Below are 17,332 nucleotides of genomic sequence, written 5' to 3'. Positions count from 1 at the left end.
GTATCGGATTCACGCATTTGGGGGAGTGCCTCGTTTTCAGAGGTAGCGAGTTGTGCGGCTGCTCGGCTGCGAGGCGTCACTTCCGAGCCATCTGATTCGGCGGTACTCTTGCGGTGCTAGAATCCGGCACGTCAACATGGAAAGAAATCTCATCCGCATCTTGATTGCTGGAACGGCAGTGATTGGTGTGTCTGCGCTGCACTACCATACCGCCACCTCCCACCTGCTGATTCACCAACTTCTTCAGCGCGCCTATTACATACCTCTCGCGCTGTTTGCTATCTGGTACGGTTGGCGCGGCGGGCTGGTTGCGGCTACTTTCTGTGCGATCGTTTACATTCCTCATATCTGGATGGCATGGCACATGCATCCGGAGTTCAGTGCCTCCCAATACATTGAGATTGGGATGTTCTTCCCAATTGGATTCATGATCGGCATGCTCTCCGACCATGAGCGAGCGCAGCGCTATAAGGCGGAAGCCACGGCGCGACAATTGAGCGAGGTTTATAAGCAACTGCAAGACAGTTTTGAGCAACTCCGCCGGGCCGACCGCTTAACTGCGCTCGGCGAACTTGCCGCTGGACTTGCCCATGAAATACGCAATCCCCTGGGAGCCATTGAGGGCGCAGTGCAAATTCTTAGAAGACCGGCGCTTCCGGTGGCTACTCAAAACGAGTTCGGACAGTTGGCGGCTGGCGAAATCGAGCGCCTGAAGGAACTGATTAACAACGTTTTAAATTTCGGGCGTCCCAAACCTCTGCAAAAGATCGATACCTATCCCCGTGTCCTTGTCGATTCCGTCGTAAAGCTGGTCGGGGAGACCGCAAAGATGGCGGGGATTACTGTCAATGTGGACATTAGTGATTTGGATCGACCGATCCGAGTAGATGCGGATCAGATAAAACAGGTTCTGCTAAATCTTGGATTGAATGGCATTCAGGCCATGTCCGCCGGGGGTACTCTCACATACCGAACTAAGACGGGCGATGACTACGTTGAATTCGAAGTTGTGGATGAGGGGAAGGGCATTCCGGAGGGCGACCTGGAGAGGATATTCGATCCCTTCTACACTTCGCGCGCCGAGGGGACCGGCTTGGGTCTATCGATCGCCTACCGTATCGTTCACCAGCACCAAGGCCACATAAGCGTACAAAAAAATGAAATCCGTGGAATGACCTTTGTTGTAAGGTTGCCGGATTCGAGCTGTGACGCCAAGAAGGAGAGTGTATGACCCGCGGCCCGATCCTCATTGTGGATGATGACCCCGGACAACGCAGGATTGTTGAATTCTGGCTGCAGGAGGTTGGCTACACTGTTGTTACAGCCCCGGATGGGCTGAATGGCCTGAAGGCATTCCAACTGCACTCTCCCTCCCTCGTAATTACCGACATGCGCATGCCCCACATGTCGGGGCTGGATTTGATGGCAAAGGTCAAGGCAATCAATGATGACACCCCCGTCATCGTAATCACCGCGTTCGGTACGGTGTCTGATGCTGTGGATGCGATGCGACTCGGCGCCGCTGACTACATCTTGAAGCCGATCAATGCAGATGAGCTCAAGCTCAGTGTCAGTCGAATCTTCGAGAGACAGCAACTTGTCGACGAAAACCGGTATCTTCGAGATCTGGTCGGCTCCGAGTTGCAATTCTCTAGCATAATCGGGAATTCAAGGAAAATGCGAGACGTCTTCGCGGTTGCCACTCAAGTTGCCCGGCGTGACAGCACCGTCCTCATTACCGGCGAGAGCGGAACCGGCAAAGAAATACTTGCTAAGGCGATCCATCAAAACAGCTTGCGCGCTGGAAAACCGTTCATCACGGTAAATTGTGGGGCTCTCCCGGAGACACTCGTCGAGTCGGAACTCTTCGGACATACGAAAGGTGCATTTACCGGTGCGGCTGGCGAGCGGGCAGGAAAATTCGAAACTGCCAACGAGGGCACGATCTTCCTGGACGAGGTTGGAGAACTCCCCCTCGCCATGCAAGTAAAGTTATTACGCGTGCTGCAGGAGCGAGAGGTCGACAAACTCGGCAGTTCTCATCCGGTTAAGGTCAATGTCCGGATTATTGCGGCGACTAACCGAGATCTGAAGACCCAAGTGGAGGACGGCGATCTTCGCGAGGATCTTTACTATCGACTTAGTGTAATCACTATCCAGTTGCCGCCCCTTCGAGAACGCCGGGAAGATATTCCCGCTCTCATCGCCCATTTTCTCAGGCGCTTCGCGGAACGATACGAGACGACCCGACTGACAATCGGAGATGATGCGCTCGACGTGCTGCAAAAATACGATTGGCCCGGCAACATACGGGAGCTTGAAAATGTGATCGAGCGACTCTCGGTACTTGCCACAGGGAATGCGATCGGCGCTGCGGATCTACCGGCCGAAATCCGCGCCAACCGAAGCCGTATCGCTTCCATAGGGTTGAAGCTTCCTGACGAGGGGATAAGCCTCGAAGAAGTCGAGAAGGAAATTCTCGTGCAGGCACTTGAAAAACATCACTGGAACCAGACGCGTGCCTCCCGCTACTTGAACATAAGCAGAAAAACTCTCATTTATCGTATGGAAAAGTTTGGTCTAGTCGAACGTGGGGCCGCCGAGCACGAAGCGCCGAACAATGCAGAATGACCACTGCCTCAAAATGGCAGGCGAGTGCCCGAAATGCGTCATATCTGAGACTTCATTTTATGTTTTTGAGCTCAGATTAGGGGTATTCCGAGTGGAAGTCGGATTGCACCAGAACTTATCGAAACAGCAGCCTAACGGAGAGCCGACTTCCCCCAGAACGGCACCGCAAGGATGAGCAGCCCCCGATGCTCCTTTGCGGTGCTTTTTTCTCTGGAGTACTCACGGAATTAGTTTCCGTCATTGAACTCCCCTCCGTTGCAGAAGCCTTACATAGCTCTTGGTGCGCTAATCAGGACGCGCTGAATGACAGTTGAGTTTTCGTAGGCTGCACGGATCACGGCCGTTGCATCCGGCGAAAGTTGATCTTGATGGCGAGTTAGGAGCAACTGAAGATTGGTGTGGACTAGCATGGAAGGCGCCGTAAGCTCTCTCCGTAGTGCATCGAATGCAGCAGACAGCCGTCTGAAGTCGCGCTCGGTTCGATTCCTCTGCCATAGCAAAATACCCAAGCCGACACCAAAGACGAGGAACAGAGTGCGATAAGCCGCCATTACCAATGTCGGATGAAGCAGTTCGGCCAACCAATCACCGCCCCGCATGGTGGTATGCATTGCAACATCGATTAGCGACGCGCCGACCCCAAACAACACCCCAAAAATGACCTCTTTGTATTTTGTTCCGCGGCGAAGCATAGCCGTCCTTTCTTGCCCTCGGGATTCAGGGCACTTCAAGCAAGAGTCTCAACGTTTGGGCCTCCGCCATCGATCTGTGCGCCGCAAGAAGTCGACCTTGCCGAATTGGCATCGTAGTTGCATCTCTGAAAGGCGAGGCTGTCCCATGACCATCATCACGCCACCGGACAATGTCGTTGCCGTACAAACGTCGATGAGCTTTGATCGCACACTTGAATCTCTGCGCACGGAGCTGCCGCGCCGCGACTTTCGTATTTTATCGGAAGTCGATTTCAGCAGGGAGCTAGAGAGCCATATCGGAATATCCGCTACCCACTACATTGTGCTCATCGTTTGGCACCCATTCTCTGCCTACCAAGCCATACTAAGTGACCCCAATGGCGGACTAATGGTGCCGTTCAACCTTGCGGTGTACCAAAATGGTGGCGCAACCATTGTCGCGGCTCTCAACCAGCCGTCCCTTACGCGAGAAGCATCGCTCGGCGTTCGCGTACTTGGCCAAGAGATGAATCGGCGGGTCCGCGAAGTTCTGCTGCACCTCGGGACACATGAACAACACACCGATCCACGGGCGGCCGCTCGCAAAAGTACATTAAGTCGGTGACACCACTTCGGCTGAAATGAATCCGATCCTCTGGTGCAATGCCAGGAGTTCATCCTTCTACTTGAGTCTCTGGCACGGCGCTGGGAAGGGAACGGATTTTCCCTGATCGTGAGTTGTTCTGCAAATCCTTTGGCTAATCCTCGCAGGACAAAAATCATTCCCCTCGAAAATGGTTCTCTTCCAAAAGATCAAAAGGGATTTATCGAGCTGTTGAAAACAAAGGAGATCGAGTGAGAACCTCTTCCATAACACGAAAGAAGGTCGTGCTAATTTATTGAAATTGGTGGACCTGATCGGGATCGAACCGACGACCTCTTCCATGCCATTTCTTCTCAAAAACGTAACCAGTTGATTTATAAGGCCCTGGTCGCCCTCTAAGGCCCTGTAAACCGCCCAAAATCGGCTTATTGTTCCCTTATTGTTCCCAGATTTGGGACTTGTTCCCAGATTACCAGCGATACCAGGTCCGCAGGTTTGGGTCTGATCGAGATGCGTAATGGACGCTATTTGGTTTGTCAATTTAGTTCTTTTATGGAACCGTATCGACAGCCTGAGTTCAACTAGATCTTCATTTGCGCTCAGGTAAGCAGCCTCGAATCCCATTAGTCGTAGAAACGGCAAATCTCGTTCGCATGTGGGCAATTCCGATCACCTTCATCAGCGCGGGCAGATTCGGGGCTTTGGCTTCATCAGGAGAAGTATTCGTATTTAGCGAGGCGCTCCTTACAAATCTCCAATTCCACATCCCTGAACAATTGCCGTTTGGGGTTATCGTGCATAGGCGTCGACTCAGTCAAGCGTTTAGTCGAGAAACCGATCCCATGCCGACCTCTTACTATTCACACGTCGTATGAAGTTCCCAATAGAGTTCCAGTGCCATTCCACGACCCTACACCCGGCGAGTTCAGGCGGTATCGCCCCTTTGTTGTTCCTATGAATGTGTATCCCAAGTAGCGGTAAGTCTTCTTCATAAGCGCACTGGATTTCCCATCGGGCACCTTCCGCTCGCCATGTCTTCTTGCTAAGGAGAGCTACGAATCCGTGGCACTGCTTGATCTTGTCACGGCATCGCGTCTTCCACTTGGAGTCGAAGGGCTCCTGAAGCGACATGTCTCGAAATTCGAAAGGTGTATCGCTGTTTTTTGCCTGCCCAACGAACAAATCTCTAAACCGCATGTCCTCAGCCGCAAAGCTAATGAAAAGTTTTAGTGCCATGTTCGCTCCGGACCTATATGTTGTCGTAGGTCCATTCCGTTTCTGATCGTAGAGCTAAAGGTGCTTTTCCTTAACTAGTCGCCAGTATTGAAAACCCACGGCGGTCAACCGGCATGATTTGGAATTCATGGCCGCAAAATACATGTGTTCTTCATTCACCGGCACTACCAAGCCCACGCTGACAAATCTTTGAAGATCTTTCATTATTGCCACTCGTTTCGGATCGGCGGTCGGTTCAGTGAACTCATAGGAAGGGTCAAGCTTGTGCTCGTCCTGTGGTCTGGGAAAATACTCAATCAATTTCCTAAGCGTCGCGTGTGACACAGGCGGCGTAATAGTTCTGAGGGATGTGAAGCGAGTTACGTTCGTTTTGAATATTGGCCGTTGGTCCCATGGCCCTAAGGCTTGATCGACATAGGCGTAGATGCCGCCAGGGGTTATGTGGCCTCGTAAATCTGCCGCGCCGCCTTGTAGAGCACTGACGACGAGCGCGGTGAAGACACCACAGCCATTTATCTCCAGAGCTGATTCCGAATCTCGGCTAGCTGTCAGTACAGATAAACCTTCTGAGAGCTGGGCGACATTACTTCCTGTAATCGTCGGAGACCCGAATGCACCAGAATGACAGCAATCAAGGATGATAATTTTGTCCTTCGCTTTGGAGTGATTCGCTAGGTTGAGGATGTCATCCATTGAAACGCCTTCATCATATTTCTTGAAGTCCGTCGTGACAATAAAGCCGCCAAGACTTGTGATCAGGCCGTGCCCCGAAAAGTACAGCAGCGCAATATCCGGATCGCCAGAAAATAGAGTCTCGATTTCGCCTCTAAGCCTTGACCTTGTGACGGCTTCGCCGGGCGAGGTTATGAGTTTGATTCCGAAATTGGGTGCGCCATCACCATGGGTGGCGAAAATGTTGCTGATCGCAACTGCGTCGTTAACGCACCCGCGCAGCGGAGCGTTCGGATAGTCATTAATACCGACGACAAGGGCTTTTCTCATGGTGTGTGTCAAAGCTTCTCGATGAAGGATTCAAGGTTATCCCAACTCCAGATGTTTACGCGTCTGCCATTCAGTGATGACGGAAGCCCTGGGCGGTCGCCGTTGATCCACATCAGCATGGTAGGTATTGCTTCTTCATCAGCACACTTTATTTCCCAGAGCTCTCCGTCTGCTTTGGCCGTGTTCTTCGAAATCAGCGCGATAGCGCCGTCGCACCCCTTAACCCGCGCTCTACAGTTTGTTTTCCATTGTGCATCCCAAGGTTCTTTAACTGACATATCTATAAAGTCGAATGGAGTTTTCGCGTGCTTTGCCTGCCCGACAAGGAAGTCCCGATAGGTTTTGTCTTCAACCGCAAATGCAATGAAGATTCGTTTCTTAGCCATGTTCTATCCTCTCGTGTTGTACTGACATATTTCCAAAATCCAATAGTTCGTCGCAATTCGCCGGACGAACCAACCGCTAACTAATCCTTTGCCAAGAATTTGACCTTTACCGGCTCTTTCACTTTCTTCTTGGCCTCGAAGGAGACCCGCTCGCCATCACGAGTCTTGAACTTTACGGGTACTTCTTCACGGACGGTGCGATGAGCCTCAAACTGCACTTTATGTTTCTTGTTTGCCATTTCTGCCTTCTTTTCAGAGTTGCGTATGACTTCGTAAATCGGTATTATCACTAAAATACAACCCGTCGCCATTATGCGATGGTCAAAGCTACGAGGTCAACACTTTTTTACAATGGGTTGGAAATTAGATGGATGACACGCAGATTGATCTAAAGAAATTGGGTGCCAAGATCCGCTTTCTGCGGCAGGGGAAGGACTGGGCCTTGGCTGACTTGGCCGAAAAGTCCGGAGTTTCAAAGGCCTATATTTCAGATTTGGAAAACGGGGCAGCAGGCAAGCCGAATATCCAGTACGTTTTCAATATTGCAGTGGCACTCGATGTCACGCTGGACGACCTGCTGAAGGATGCCACAGCGAAGGAGCAGCGAGCGAAGCGGCGGTCATCTGGCGACTTACCACCCGGATTAGCGGAGCTTCAACAGGAGCTTGCTCTTTCCGATGACGCGCTTTCGCAGGCTGATGTGGAGATGCTTGCGCAAGTGAACTTTAGGGGAAACAGGCCAAGAGACAAAGAAGGGTGGCGGTTCGTGCTTCAGGCCATAAGAATGGCTGGTGAACGAAGCCGTCAAAAATAGAGATGGATACTCTACGCATCGGTGGTCGGCGTTATTCTGACCCCGACATTATTTCGCTTTGTAGGCAGAGCGGAGAACTGATTGATCCGCGTTCGACGGTCGTGAATTTGGCTCGCTCTCTGACCGAAAAAGCCAACAGGTTTTTGGGACTGCCTGACGATCCGTTGGAGCGATTGAAAATCATTGCCTCCCTCAATCGCATCAAGATCCTGCCGATGGACATGGACCAGGTGCGCAGCGAAAAACGAGATGCGGCACTGTACCCAACTCCCTCGGGGTGGACTGTTCTCTATAATCCGAATCGCCTTCGGGCTCGGATCGTCTTCACTATTGCACACGAGATCGTCCACACGTTTTTCCCCAACAGCACGAGCGGTGCTCGGTTCAGGGCGATTACGAATCCGAGTTCAAGGGAGGCGAACGAACTTGAACTCCTGTGTCACTTGGGTGCTTCGGAGTTAGTAATGCCGCTGGATCAGTTTCAACGACGAGCAAACGGGAGATTCGGCCTGTCCGCTGTTGAAACATTGGCTTCTTACTTTGGCACATCCTTCGAAGCAACTGTCTATCGACTCGCAACGGCTCATCCCGGTTTTGCGGTTGCCGGGATGTTGAAGTACCGTTTAACGAAGGATGAAGAAAGAAGACTTACGAAGGCGGCAAATCAGGGCCTTCTGTTCTCGAAGGTCCCAACGCTTCGATCACAACCTGCGGAACGCAAGTATCGACGTCAATCTGTGCATCTCTCGCCTGCTTGTCGCGAAGAGGAATACACAATCCGTTTTAATAAGTCGTTTGATCCGAGTTCAGTGGTGTACAAGGCCCGTGAGGGCGGAATACACAGCGGCGTGGAAAACCTTCCTAACTTGGCGAACGTGAGCGGACAAATTGAGGCAATGCTTTGCCCCTATCAAGGTGACAACGCAGGCGAGGAATTTGGGGACGTGTTTTTCTTTTGGGAGGAGCTCATCGAGCGCCTCTAAGGTGCGATATTTTGCTGCAGGATCGGCGAAGATTTGGGACGCGACGGCTGTGGCCAGCGAAACTTGCCGATGGCCTTGAATTTGCTGATGCTAAGAGCCCCTCGTTCATTTCGTGCTTTAGACCCGGGTGCGGAAAGCGCGGTAAGAACTGCGGTACGTTCCGCTTCATGGATCTCGACGGCGTCAAAGTTCTCGTCCAAGAGAACCATCAAGACGGCATCCCAATCCTTCGTAATATCTATTGAGCCCAGGCGCTGCCCTGGTTTGCAGTTGGGAAGTAGACACCGTCCCTTGATCTGCAGCCGACTTATTATTCCGTTGCGCCGTTCAAGCGCGTCATATCCTGCCTGTCGCGCAGGCGTCAGCTCAACACCAAGAACGCGGGCGGCTTCGTACTCAGCCACTTCGCCAGTTATGCCAAGAGGCTTTCCCGTCAACGTGCGGTATTGCTGAGCGAGCTTTTTTGCTCTGCTCAGAATCTGGATGATGCGTGGGTCTTGCGCCATACCTCGGTTCCTTTGATCCTTAATTGCCAGAGTTGCGTCGCGCACAGTCAATGCCTTCATCAGTGACACGGCCACAGGGTGCGGTGGGTGTTCAGAAGTCCATCACCGGCGACGAAGGAAACAGTCGAGCGGTTTGAGGCTCTTCGTTGGATACGTGAGTGAAGCCGGAGCTTGCGCGCTATTTCTTCTGACTGCCCAGAAAGGTCACAACATGCCCTCTGAGCGCCGCTACGAAACGCTTAAAGTTAAGGTCTTCTGCAGGTTGAGTAATCTGGGTACGCGGAGAATTCGTGGCCATGACCAGACAGGCAGCACTATAGACGCGTTCAAGCACCAAGCGTCGAGCCAGCAGCTCATAACGTTTGCTGTATGACGCCTTCTGGAATACCGGATCTACCTTGAAGTATGGCTCCTTGTTGCGCACTGGCGTCTTCACTCGGCCGCAGTCTTCCAGCAGGAAAAAGTAGCCAAGGAAGGGGGCAGGAGTTTTGCCGAACCTTCCCTCCCGGAATGCGACCCAAATATCCGTCGCGCTGCCTATGGCCTCTTCAGACCGGTTATTAAAGTTGTTGCCAAAGGACGGACCAACCTGGGATTTGAATTCCATCGCGGTGACGAGCTGGCCACCAGACACCACAATCAGATCCCACTTTTTTTCCGCGCGATAATAACCGGGAAGCTCCAGCGCCGTGCGCGTTTTCACATCAAGTTTTTTCAGCCCGGCATCGGACAGGATGTCAGCAACAAGGACCTCCATAGCGCCCATTTGCGCGCCGCCTGTGACTTCGCCGCGCGTTCCAGCATCGATCTTGCCACCTTCAATCTGTTTTTCCTTGTTCTTTCCACGCGCGTCCCAGTAGCTTTGAACGGCTTCCTGTAATCGTTTATCGATGTCCAAGTGCTGTCTCCATCTCCTGTTCGTCGATTCCATATATCTCAAGAGCGATCTGCGTTGCGCGCTTCCTGTCACGCAGGCGGAAAGCTTTCGCCAGTTCTTTCGCCTGGTCTTTCGATATTGACCCAGGAGGCGGGACGCGAATCCGTCGCAGATATTGCGCCTGAAAGCGCAGATAACCGCCGCGCATGCGGACGCCGTAGGACTCAACAAAGAACTGCCCGACCGCCGACATCAGCAGTCCGCCGAGTACCTCGAGATCCCATTCATCCGACTGAATGAAATAAAGATTATGGTGCGGATAGGTTTCGCCGCTGTCGAGAACCGGGTCGAGCACGTTCTTGATGTCCGCGATGTAGAGCTTGGGCTTGGCCGTAAGGGTATGTGTCACGCGGTCGATGGTCTTGTACCAGCTGCGAAGATTCTTTGCGGCGGTATGACGTTTTTTCAAGGCCACCGCGTGCTTCTCGAAATACGCTTGCAGCCGAGTGAATTTGTCCAGACTGACCAACCCATCGCTGTTCCAGGGATCTACCAGGTAGTGCCCGGACCAATCCATCTTTCCGCCGATGATATCCTTGACCAGAGCTAGCTTGAGAAGACGGGACGGTTCGACGAGGTGTTTGTCTTTAGTGATAAAAACGCTGTCGTTGCCAGTCGCAACACCGATGCCCACTTTCGCATTGACCTCGAGTGCCGGGAAACGCTCTTCTAGTCGGCGGAGAAGCGCGAGCTGCTCAGGTGAATGACAGGGCCACGGGTCTGTGCCCTTGAACCACGTTTCAACGCGGGCAACACGAAGCCCTTCGGCAACGACCATCGGCTTTGCGTCCTTAGCCGCCTCCAGTGCTGCCGAAAGTGTTGTTGGTAGGACGTGCTCGACTTCCGGTCCGGCGCTAGCCACGACTGCTGATCCTTGCTTCTGGCAGCGGATGACGGTGATAGCAGGGTAGGCGTCTACTTCATCATGAAATGCGTCCGCATTGTGCATCTCAAGGACGACATCGACTGAGTAGGCGGAAGTTACCAGTTCGCGTAGCTCGGCACCGTACTGGTTTCGCATCCAGCGGTCAGCGCAGATGAACGCACACGTACCTCCTTCTCTCAGTTGCCTGAGAGCCGCTTCAAAGAACGCGACATACAGATCTGCCCGACCCCGCATCGTTGGATAGGCGGCGCGGTAAATCGTGGCGATCTCTTCCGGAATGTCCTCGAGCCGCACGTACGGTGGATTGCCGATGACATAATTCGCTTCCACAGTCGTTGAATCGAAAAGATAATCGCCCGTCCGGACCCATGCACCCGCAAGACGCTCGGCTAACGGCCGTTTCAGGCCGTGCTTCTTTAAAATAGTTGCAGCCAATCCACGCGCGTGCTCAGCGCTCGCGTCGTCGAGTTCGTAGGCAATCAACGCGCTCCCGCAGTCCGAAAGCGGCCGCTTAAACCTGCGGCACGATTCCGCCAGGCGTTCAATCATGGGACCGAGAAAGGCCCCGTTCCCCGCCGCCGGCTCCACTGCGACCGCATCCGCGAGATTTGTTTCTGACTTGTAGTCCGCAAGGTCCAGCAGCAGCTCCACCACCCACCGTTTGGTGTAAACGACACCTTTAAACTCAAGTGTGGCGAGCTGAGGAGTTCGCGTTGGCACCAATAGTGGCAACTGAATCGCTCGCGATGATCGCAACGCTATCGGGCTCTGCCCCACTAGCACCTCAAAGTGTTATTGTTTCTTCTTACCGATACGCCATAAATGTTATTACCGATGGTATCCGGCAATCGAAATGCTTGCAACGGCCTTCAACGCACTCGTAGCATCATGCGTCGGATTTTCGCCAGACGCCAATTTTGATCGCAGGACGTGGAGCAATACATGGATTCAGCAAACGCACGCGGAGCGCTTTGGAATCGATGGGACCGGCACATCCATGCTCCCGGCACGATTCTGAGCGACCAATATAAAGGTTCAGACCCCTGGGAAGAGTTCCTCTCCCGCATTGAGAAGTCCGATCCGCCAATCAGAGCGAAAACGTGACCAAAGTTGATCCTCTCAAACGGATTACGCTGCTTTACCACTTTACGGATCGCCGAAATCTTCCGCTGATCCGAGAACATGGCGGGCTTTACCCTTTAGCAAGACTTCGAAAAAAGAAGATTGAAGTTCCAGCGCCGGGCGGCAACGAGTGGAGCCGCGACGCCGACGGTATGAAAGGGATGGACGCATACGTTCATCTTTGTTTCCGGGCTACGCATCCGATGGAGTATGTAGCCCGCGCGGATGGCCGGATTGGAGACACGATCTTCTTGCAGATCCATCCGGATGTGTTGCTGTGGGACGGCGTCAAATTCACGGCGGACGTATCGAACAAGGCGGGGGTGGAAATCCATACTATGGAAGAAGCGAGGAAGATCATCGATTTTGAAGTGCTCTACACGCGCACCGATTGGAGCGACGAAGCCGTCCAGAAGCGGCTGCAACGGGCGGAAAAGTACGAAATACTTGTGCCGAAGAAAATTCCACTCGATCTGATAAGGAATCTTCCTAATGGCTGAACGGCCCGTCTTTATACCGCAACAAGGTACTCAGGAGCTGGTACGGGAAGAGTATTTCAATATTGTCTGGAGCCCCGGCTTTGCCCCGGTGCAGAAAAAGAAGAACATCATCGCCTTGCATGAGGCCGCCGCGCGGGCTGGCTATAACCCGCTACTGGAGATCTCTTCGAAGTCGGAAGAGAAGCTGGGTCAACATTTAAGCGCTTTCCATCTTAAAGTCCGCGAAGCGGGCATGGAGGAAATAAAGCTGGAATCTGCTTTTCAGGGCAGCAAAGTATTTGAGAAAGGCGGCCCTTATACGGACCTTTATATGGCTGAGGGCAAGGAGGCCAAACGCGATCCGCGCTTACAGGAATCAGGGAAGCTTATCGGCTTCGAATTCAATGGTTTTTCCTTCCCGCTCGAACCCAAGACAATCTTCTACGACTGGCTTTACATCAATGCGATCTATCCGCACCGTGATTGGCTTGAGCGTCTCTACAAGTACGCAGGGTTTACGGATATCGAATTCAACCCGTCCAAGTCCATCAACTGCCAGGCACGCTCTTGTGCATTATTTGTGTCTCTCAGGAAGAACAATCAATTGCAGCAGGCGGTTGCGTCGCCGCAGGAGTTCACGAGACTCATCGCTCACTATGACTACCACCCGCAGCTGAGAAACGGGGACGCCCAAGATGCATTTTTCTAGCGTCATAAGGAACTTGGCTCACCCTTCTTGATATCCAGTTCAGTGATCGATGAGAGAACGGAATTCTCCCAAATCGTTGAGCAAACTATCTCACCATCGGTCTCGAACCAGTGCGTCGCTCCCGGCATCAAGGCGAGATCAATCGGATTTTCGGCCATGGGATTGTGGTAAACCTCAAGCTCCTGGCACCAAGCCTCGCCTTCATTCCATAAGACGGCATACTCCTCGCTCAAGACATCCAACTTGAAATGAATCGCTTCCAGCGCTCCGGGAGTGCGGTCGAACAATATGCCTTCCCGCACCATGGTCAGTCCTGGCGGCCGCCATCCCGCGAGAAAGCCCATCCGATTGAATTTTCCAAGCGTGGCCGCGTGCTGAAGATCACACCGGAAAGATGGGAAATAGCGGGATCGCGGAAAAGACCTGTGGGGATCTGGACTTCGCCCAGCAGTGTGTTCACGGTAGAACCGACTGCTCTAGGGCCGTCCGGACCATGCACGATTTTGGGATTTACGCCATAGAGATAAGATGGCAGCGCCTCCCTGCTCCAAACCATCGAACTTGGCGCATGAAAATCTGCAATTGCGAGGGCAAACGGTTTTCCCTGCACGTGCGAAAGCTTTTCGTACTCCCTCTGAAGCTTGCTCCGCAGGGTTTTGGCGAAGCGGGCAGTTGGTGATCCCAGCAGCTGCTCTTCACGCACCTCGGGGGCGAATGTCGGAAAAGTAAGTCCCTGAACGCGAGCTTCCTTAGGATTCGCTGTCACCGCCTCGACCTAGCACTGGTGCCCGGCGCGTTCAATGAAAAAATCAGGTGAATCATGATCCTACGAAACTGAAATTCCTTGCTCACGAAAAGCCGCAAGCAGATAGAGCTCGAACAAACGGGAATCGAAGTTCGTTGTCTGGAGATCCGATACGAAATTGTCATCAGGATTGGGCATCGCGAGGTAAACCTCGCCAACTGCCATCAGGGCGGGATAGTGCGTCAGGGTGCGCGTGAGAAGCTTGAAGTGCCCACCCAGCTCTTTGGTAGCAGCCTGCAGGAGATGTTTTCGTTTCTTCGCGCCCGTGGGTAGCGGCTCGGCATCGTCCTCCAGTCGTAACTCGCTAGTCAATTCCGCAAGGGCTGCATCAATGATTCTGCAATCCGCTTTTGTTCCAGGTACGAACAAAGCAATGGTCCGTCCGGCGACGCAATACTACGATCTCGAAAGTTTGCGCGTACGGATTGACCAGAAGTGCACCAACGCTCCTGCCGTCTCGGGATTTCCATCCAGACTTAAAGAGGACGGGGCCAAAGTTCGGACCAGTCGGAAGCGATAGCGCATAGAGGTTAAATTCGCGCCCGGAAATTGGAACGACCAGCATGACGCTCTTAAGGCTACTCACAAACAGTGCAAAATCTTTGAACTGCTCATAAACAGCGGGCGTAATGATTGGCGTCGAGGCTGGGATCGAAACGGACTGAACTAATTAGGGAGATGTTTTCGATGGATCGCCCGACACTTCCGCGATTCTCATGGTGACCGCAGTCACGCGCCCAATGATCTCAGCATCAACGGGATAGTGTAGCTGCCGAACTGGTTTGTGCGACTGTGGGCTGGGGATGAGGGTCAAGCGGCTGCCGTCGAGCTGGCACCAACTGCACGCGTAGCTTTCCCGTAGTTCCAGGAAATAAATAGGGCGCTCGAATTCATTTTGCCAATTGCCCCCCTCGATCTTCTTCTGACGAGGATCGATTTGGACAAATGATCCAGGTCGGATCAGGGGGTACAGTGTGCGATTTTCCAGCCCAATATAACCACAGAGCGTATTCCTGGAACCCAATTGACGCAGGAGGGATACAGGAACCTCGCCCCAGTTTTCAAACATCTGGTGGACCAGATTGGTACGCTCGAGTACCACTTTGTCACGGAGTTCGAGTGGCGCCGGGAACGTTCCGCCAGTTTCTCGCAAGGTTGGTCCCACCAGGTGGGTGCGTGGGAGTCTCAAAGGGCTCGCCTCTGCACCGATTTCGCTGAAGAAGATACCGAAAAGCGCGAGAATTTCGTCATAGTCCCGTTCGTAGATGCGGCTCAGACTGTAGAGCTTGTAAATACTCGGAGTGAACTCGCCGTTCTCCACCTGAGCAAGCCATGAATCAGATATGCGATATTCCTGGCTGCCTCTCTCTTGGGCAATTTGTTGGCTGAGCTTTTCGACCTCACGCGTGGAAAGCCGCACCCGAAGGCGTTCGGCTTTGAGGCGTTTACCAGCTTCCGGACTTGGCGCCGGGGTCATGGGGCAGATATCGTACGCGGGATTCGCGCAAATTGTCCAGCAACATGGATCTTGTTCGAAAATCCGAACAACGTGCTCGTCGGCGCTTTCCAGAGTCAGTGAACTGGATAATCGTTCAAAGCGCCCGTAATTCCGGCCGTCTTGGATCTTACGTCCATTCTCGCAGCAATATGCATGTGGTTCTCCTCCCGGCTGCATTCAGCGGACTGCCCGTAAATATGGGCATCTCCTATTTCTTTGTGATGGGGTCAAAATGTCGGAGCTATACAGGACTCATCTGCTGCGGGCAGGTCCGCCGACAATTCTCGTTAACGGAGGCAGACGAGAGCGACTCTACTGCCTTTGCAAAGGCCGGGCACGCAGAAATCCAGTTAAGGGCGTGCCGGTGCCGACCAAGGCCGAACAGCGAAACATTCTCGTGGATCGTGTGAAAGCGATCCTGGAGACCAGAAGTCTAACCCTCCACAAAGTTTCACGGCGATCGGCGGAGCTGTATGGGTCCTCAACGCACTACTTTCTACCGCACAATTTCTATCACGCACTGAGGCGCGGGTCGTTCAGCCCTGCCTTACATCAGCTTTGTGCCCTGAGCCGGATCACGGGCTACGACTTGATGGATTGGCTGCGCGTGTTTGGTTTTGCTCCGGAGAAGATACCGGAATTGCAACTTTCGTTGCCTTCAAAACGCACGATTCTGCTGGATTCCTCGTTGGATGATGGCAATTCCTGGGTGCCATGGTTTCGGAATGTTACTGGCGAGCCTCCGCCCAGAGGGATCGTACCCCTCGGGCAGTTGGTGGGGTTTTCTTCCTTCAGGCGCTTGGAGTCTTTAACCAGGTCAGATGACCGGGATTTCTTATATGCGAAGGTTGGTCGTCAGGATGCACTCGCATTTCCAGAGCTGCTACCTGGCAGCATTGTACGTGTAAATCCGCAGATATCGGATGGTCTGTTGCAGGGGGAAAAGGGAAGAACGTTGAAGAGTGTTTTTCTGATTGAGCACAGCAAGGGACTCTGGTGTTGCCGAGTACACGTTTCGGAGACAGGCCGCATCGTCCCAATCAGCGATCAACTTCCGTACGCACACATTGAGTTTCAAGTGCCCCGTGATATGCGGGTCCTCGGAATTGTTGACATGGAGATCCGGCGAACTCATGCCTTTGCGGAGCCGGATGTTCCGGAGGAGTTGGCGAACGCCTGGAAACCGGAGCGAATTGATCGGCAGCATGGAGGATTGGGGCCTCTGCTGCGTCGAACGAGAAGGCAAGCGGCATTATCGTTCCGAGAGGCTTCGACGAGGAGTCGAAGACTTGCCGATCTTCTGGGCGACGAACGGTACTTTGCCTCACCTGGCTCTCTCTCTGATTATGAGGTGGCAGACGATCCGCCCCGCCATTTCCACAAGGTAATTACGCTATGTGCACTCTATGGAATTCGATTTCTCGACCTGATTGCTGCCGCGGGGATCAACATGGAGGAAATGGGTCGGGATGCGATTCCTAACGCAGGCCTCACTGCTATGGGTCTCACCAAGGTGAGCAGCGATTTCGCTGCTGTCAAATTCGCGGATCATGATCCAGATTTAACTCGGCTGATGGCTCAATTCAAAGAGCTACCCTTTTTCCTTCGAGGATCGCTGGAAACGCTCTCGGGCATTAAGGAACTTTCGATTCGCGACTTCTTTTGGACTGGGACTAAGAGCAGGCTTTTTTATCCATCTCTGCGAGGCGCTCTGTTGATCATCGTGAATCGACACAAAAAGAAACCATTTCGTTCAATCACGTTGCAGCAATGGCAGCAACCGCTGTACATGCTCGTCAGGCGTGACGGGACGTATTTTTGTGCTTCCTGCTCTCTGGATGAGGGAATACTGGTTATTCATGCGAATCAGCCGGACTCTCAACAATCCGAGCGGGTAAGAAATCACAATGATGTCGAGGTTATTGGAGAAGTCGTGACGATCGTTAGGAGGATTCCATGAATACTGACGATTTGGCGAACGCTGAGCGAATTGGCGGGACGATTTGATTCTTTGCTCTTGGCCAAGAATTCCTCTCTGTTGAGCCAAAGGCGAACATTCGAGA

At 53.0% G+C, this 17,332-nt stretch carries 21 protein-coding genes; 9 read left to right on the top strand and 12 right to left on the bottom strand.

Annotation, left to right across the window (positions count from 1 at the left end; all coding sequences use genetic code 11):
* The first annotated feature begins 136 nt into the window (after positions 1 to 136).
* Both ROO76_15280 and ROO76_15275 read left to right on the top strand, forming a co-directional pair.
* The gene (locus ROO76_15280; protein MDT8069525.1) at positions 137 to 1,231 is read left to right on the top strand and encodes an ATP-binding protein; all 1,095 of its coding nucleotides are present in this window, start codon (positions 137 to 139) and stop codon (positions 1,229 to 1,231) included.
* The gene (locus ROO76_15275) at positions 1,228 to 2,631 is read left to right on the top strand and encodes a sigma-54 dependent transcriptional regulator (GenBank protein ID MDT8069524.1); all 1,404 of its coding nucleotides are present in this window, start codon (positions 1,228 to 1,230) and stop codon (positions 2,629 to 2,631) included. Before ROO76_15280 ends, ROO76_15275 begins: the two co-directional genes overlap by 4 nt.
* Positions 2,632 to 2,897: 266 nt before the next feature.
* Here the strand turns inward: ROO76_15275 and ROO76_15270 are convergent, their stop codons facing one another.
* Positions 2,898 to 3,323 (bottom strand): hypothetical protein, encoded by a 426-nt coding sequence (locus tag ROO76_15270; GenBank protein ID MDT8069523.1) that lies wholly within the window; start codon positions 3,321 to 3,323, stop codon positions 2,898 to 2,900.
* 145 nt (positions 3,324 to 3,468) lie between these two features.
* On the opposite strand from ROO76_15270, the gene ROO76_15265 reads away from it, so the two are divergent.
* Complete coding sequence (locus ROO76_15265; GenBank protein ID MDT8069522.1) at positions 3,469 to 3,927, top strand: DUF302 domain-containing protein; 459 nt, start codon at positions 3,469 to 3,471, stop codon at positions 3,925 to 3,927.
* Positions 3,928 to 4,728: 801 nt separating this feature from the next.
* Here ROO76_15265 and ROO76_15260 read toward each other — a convergent pair.
* From ROO76_15260 to ROO76_15245, 4 genes are all read right to left on the bottom strand, one after another.
* Complete coding sequence (locus ROO76_15260; GenBank protein MDT8069521.1) at positions 4,729 to 5,142, bottom strand: TIR domain-containing protein; 414 nt, start codon at positions 5,140 to 5,142, stop codon at positions 4,729 to 4,731.
* 54 nt (positions 5,143 to 5,196) lie between these two features.
* A complete protein-coding gene (locus ROO76_15255) occupies positions 5,197 to 6,144 on the bottom strand; it encodes a caspase family protein (GenBank protein ID MDT8069520.1) in 948 nt (315 codons plus the stop codon).
* An 8-nt stretch (positions 6,145 to 6,152) separates the two neighbouring features.
* Positions 6,153 to 6,530, bottom strand: a complete 378-nt coding sequence (locus ROO76_15250) for a hypothetical protein (protein MDT8069519.1) — start codon at positions 6,528 to 6,530, stop codon at positions 6,153 to 6,155.
* 80 nt (positions 6,531 to 6,610) lie between these two features.
* Positions 6,611 to 6,769 (bottom strand): hypothetical protein, encoded by a 159-nt coding sequence (locus tag ROO76_15245; GenBank protein ID MDT8069518.1) that lies wholly within the window; start codon positions 6,767 to 6,769, stop codon positions 6,611 to 6,613.
* A 128-nt stretch (positions 6,770 to 6,897) separates the two neighbouring features.
* On the opposite strand from ROO76_15245, the gene ROO76_15240 reads away from it, so the two are divergent.
* Positions 6,898 to 7,344, top strand: coding sequence for a helix-turn-helix transcriptional regulator (locus tag ROO76_15240; GenBank protein ID MDT8069517.1), 447 nt, complete (start codon positions 6,898 to 6,900; stop codon positions 7,342 to 7,344).
* A 2-nt stretch (positions 7,345 to 7,346) separates the two neighbouring features.
* The gene (locus tag ROO76_15235; protein MDT8069516.1) at positions 7,347 to 8,327 is read left to right on the top strand and encodes an ImmA/IrrE family metallo-endopeptidase; all 981 of its coding nucleotides are present in this window, start codon (positions 7,347 to 7,349) and stop codon (positions 8,325 to 8,327) included.
* On the opposite strand, the gene ROO76_15230 is transcribed toward ROO76_15235, so the two are convergent.
* The 3 genes from ROO76_15230 to ROO76_15220 all read right to left on the bottom strand — a co-directional run bounded on the left by ROO76_15230 (position 8,324) and on the right by ROO76_15220 (position 11,388).
* Complete coding sequence (locus ROO76_15230) at positions 8,324 to 8,833, bottom strand: hypothetical protein (protein ID MDT8069515.1); 510 nt, start codon at positions 8,831 to 8,833, stop codon at positions 8,324 to 8,326. The two genes, ROO76_15235 and ROO76_15230, sit on opposite strands and share 4 nt — an antisense overlap.
* A gap of 178 nt (positions 8,834 to 9,011) precedes the next feature.
* Complete coding sequence (locus ROO76_15225) at positions 9,012 to 9,731, bottom strand: PaeR7I family type II restriction endonuclease (protein ID MDT8069514.1); 720 nt, start codon at positions 9,729 to 9,731, stop codon at positions 9,012 to 9,014.
* Complete coding sequence (locus ROO76_15220) at positions 9,718 to 11,388, bottom strand: Eco57I restriction-modification methylase domain-containing protein (GenBank protein MDT8069513.1); 1,671 nt, start codon at positions 11,386 to 11,388, stop codon at positions 9,718 to 9,720. The genes ROO76_15225 and ROO76_15220 overlap by 14 nt, the downstream gene beginning before the upstream one ends.
* A gap of 210 nt (positions 11,389 to 11,598) precedes the next feature.
* Between ROO76_15220 and ROO76_15215 the strand changes: the two genes are divergently transcribed.
* From ROO76_15215 to ROO76_15205, 3 genes are read left to right on the top strand one after another with little or no spacing between them, the layout of a single operon-like run.
* Entirely contained in the window at positions 11,599 to 11,760 is a 162-nt protein-coding gene (locus tag ROO76_15215; protein MDT8069512.1) for a hypothetical protein, read from the top strand.
* A complete protein-coding gene (locus tag ROO76_15210) occupies positions 11,757 to 12,278 on the top strand; it encodes a DarT ssDNA thymidine ADP-ribosyltransferase family protein (GenBank protein ID MDT8069511.1) in 522 nt (173 codons plus the stop codon). Before ROO76_15215 ends, ROO76_15210 begins: the two co-directional genes overlap by 4 nt.
* Positions 12,271 to 12,966 carry a hypothetical protein gene (locus ROO76_15205; protein MDT8069510.1) on the top strand — a complete coding sequence of 232 codons (696 nt, stop codon included), beginning with the start codon at positions 12,271 to 12,273 and terminating at the stop codon, positions 12,964 to 12,966. The genes ROO76_15210 and ROO76_15205 overlap by 8 nt, the downstream gene beginning before the upstream one ends.
* A gap of 2 nt (positions 12,967 to 12,968) precedes the next feature.
* Here ROO76_15205 and ROO76_15200 read toward each other — a convergent pair whose 3' ends face one another.
* The 4 genes from ROO76_15200 to ROO76_15185 form a co-directional block, all read right to left on the bottom strand.
* Complete coding sequence (locus ROO76_15200) at positions 12,969 to 13,271, bottom strand: hypothetical protein (GenBank protein ID MDT8069509.1); 303 nt, start codon at positions 13,269 to 13,271, stop codon at positions 12,969 to 12,971.
* A 2-nt stretch (positions 13,272 to 13,273) separates the two neighbouring features.
* The gene (locus ROO76_15195) at positions 13,274 to 13,732 is read right to left on the bottom strand and encodes a hypothetical protein (protein MDT8069508.1); all 459 of its coding nucleotides are present in this window, start codon (positions 13,730 to 13,732) and stop codon (positions 13,274 to 13,276) included.
* A gap of 60 nt (positions 13,733 to 13,792) precedes the next feature.
* Positions 13,793 to 14,083: a hypothetical protein gene (locus ROO76_15190; GenBank protein MDT8069507.1), complete on the bottom strand. Its 291-nt coding sequence runs from the start codon at positions 14,081 to 14,083 to the stop codon at positions 13,793 to 13,795.
* A gap of 358 nt (positions 14,084 to 14,441) precedes the next feature.
* A complete protein-coding gene (locus tag ROO76_15185; GenBank protein ID MDT8069506.1) occupies positions 14,442 to 15,248 on the bottom strand; it encodes a helix-turn-helix transcriptional regulator in 807 nt (268 codons plus the stop codon).
* Positions 15,249 to 15,861: 613 nt separating this feature from the next.
* Between ROO76_15185 and ROO76_15180 the strand changes: the two genes are divergently transcribed.
* Positions 15,862 to 17,229, top strand: a complete 1,368-nt coding sequence (locus ROO76_15180; protein ID MDT8069505.1) for a hypothetical protein — start codon at positions 15,862 to 15,864, stop codon at positions 17,227 to 17,229.
* The last annotated feature ends 103 nt before the right edge of the window (positions 17,230 to 17,332 follow it).

This window comes from Terriglobia bacterium (assembly GCA_032252755.1).
Lineage (GTDB): Bacteria > Acidobacteriota > Terriglobia > Terriglobales > Acidobacteriaceae > JAVUPY01.
Note: the sequence above shows the minus strand (reverse complement) of the source record. Positions and strands in the feature narration are given on the sequence as shown.

What these genes read in the sequence shown, in the direction of transcription:
- ROO76_15280 (MDT8069525.1), top strand. Translation starts at nt 137, where the DNA reads ATGGAAAGAAATCTCATCCGCATCTTGATTGCTGGAACGGCAGTGATT.
- ROO76_15275 (MDT8069524.1), top strand. Translation starts at nt 1,228, where the DNA reads ATGACCCGCGGCCCGATCCTCATTGTGGATGATGACCCCGGACAACGC.
- ROO76_15270 (MDT8069523.1), bottom strand. Translation starts at nt 3,323, where the DNA reads ATGCTTCGCCGCGGAACAAAATACAAAGAGGTCATTTTTGGGGTGTTG.
- ROO76_15265 (MDT8069522.1), top strand. Translation starts at nt 3,469, where the DNA reads ATGACCATCATCACGCCACCGGACAATGTCGTTGCCGTACAAACGTCG.
- ROO76_15260 (MDT8069521.1), bottom strand. Translation starts at nt 5,142, where the DNA reads ATGGCACTAAAACTTTTCATTAGCTTTGCGGCTGAGGACATGCGGTTT.
- ROO76_15255 (MDT8069520.1), bottom strand. Translation starts at nt 6,144, where the DNA reads ATGAGAAAAGCCCTTGTCGTCGGTATTAATGACTATCCGAACGCTCCG.
- ROO76_15250 (MDT8069519.1), bottom strand. Translation starts at nt 6,530, where the DNA reads ATGGCTAAGAAACGAATCTTCATTGCATTTGCGGTTGAAGACAAAACC.
- ROO76_15245 (MDT8069518.1), bottom strand. Translation starts at nt 6,769, where the DNA reads ATGGCAAACAAGAAACATAAAGTGCAGTTTGAGGCTCATCGCACCGTC.
- ROO76_15240 (MDT8069517.1), top strand. Translation starts at nt 6,898, where the DNA reads ATGGATGACACGCAGATTGATCTAAAGAAATTGGGTGCCAAGATCCGC.
- ROO76_15235 (MDT8069516.1), top strand. Translation starts at nt 7,347, where the DNA reads ATGGATACTCTACGCATCGGTGGTCGGCGTTATTCTGACCCCGACATT.
- ROO76_15230 (MDT8069515.1), bottom strand. Translation starts at nt 8,833, where the DNA reads ATGGCGCAAGACCCACGCATCATCCAGATTCTGAGCAGAGCAAAAAAG.
- ROO76_15215 (MDT8069512.1), top strand. Translation starts at nt 11,599, where the DNA reads ATGGATTCAGCAAACGCACGCGGAGCGCTTTGGAATCGATGGGACCGG.
- ROO76_15205 (MDT8069510.1), top strand. Translation starts at nt 12,271, where the DNA reads ATGGCTGAACGGCCCGTCTTTATACCGCAACAAGGTACTCAGGAGCTG.
- ROO76_15200 (MDT8069509.1), bottom strand. Translation starts at nt 13,271, where the DNA reads ATGGTGCGGGAAGGCATATTGTTCGACCGCACTCCCGGAGCGCTGGAA.
- ROO76_15185 (MDT8069506.1), bottom strand. Translation starts at nt 15,248, where the DNA reads ATGACCCCGGCGCCAAGTCCGGAAGCTGGTAAACGCCTCAAAGCCGAA.
- ROO76_15180 (MDT8069505.1), top strand. Translation starts at nt 15,862, where the DNA reads ATGGATTGGCTGCGCGTGTTTGGTTTTGCTCCGGAGAAGATACCGGAA.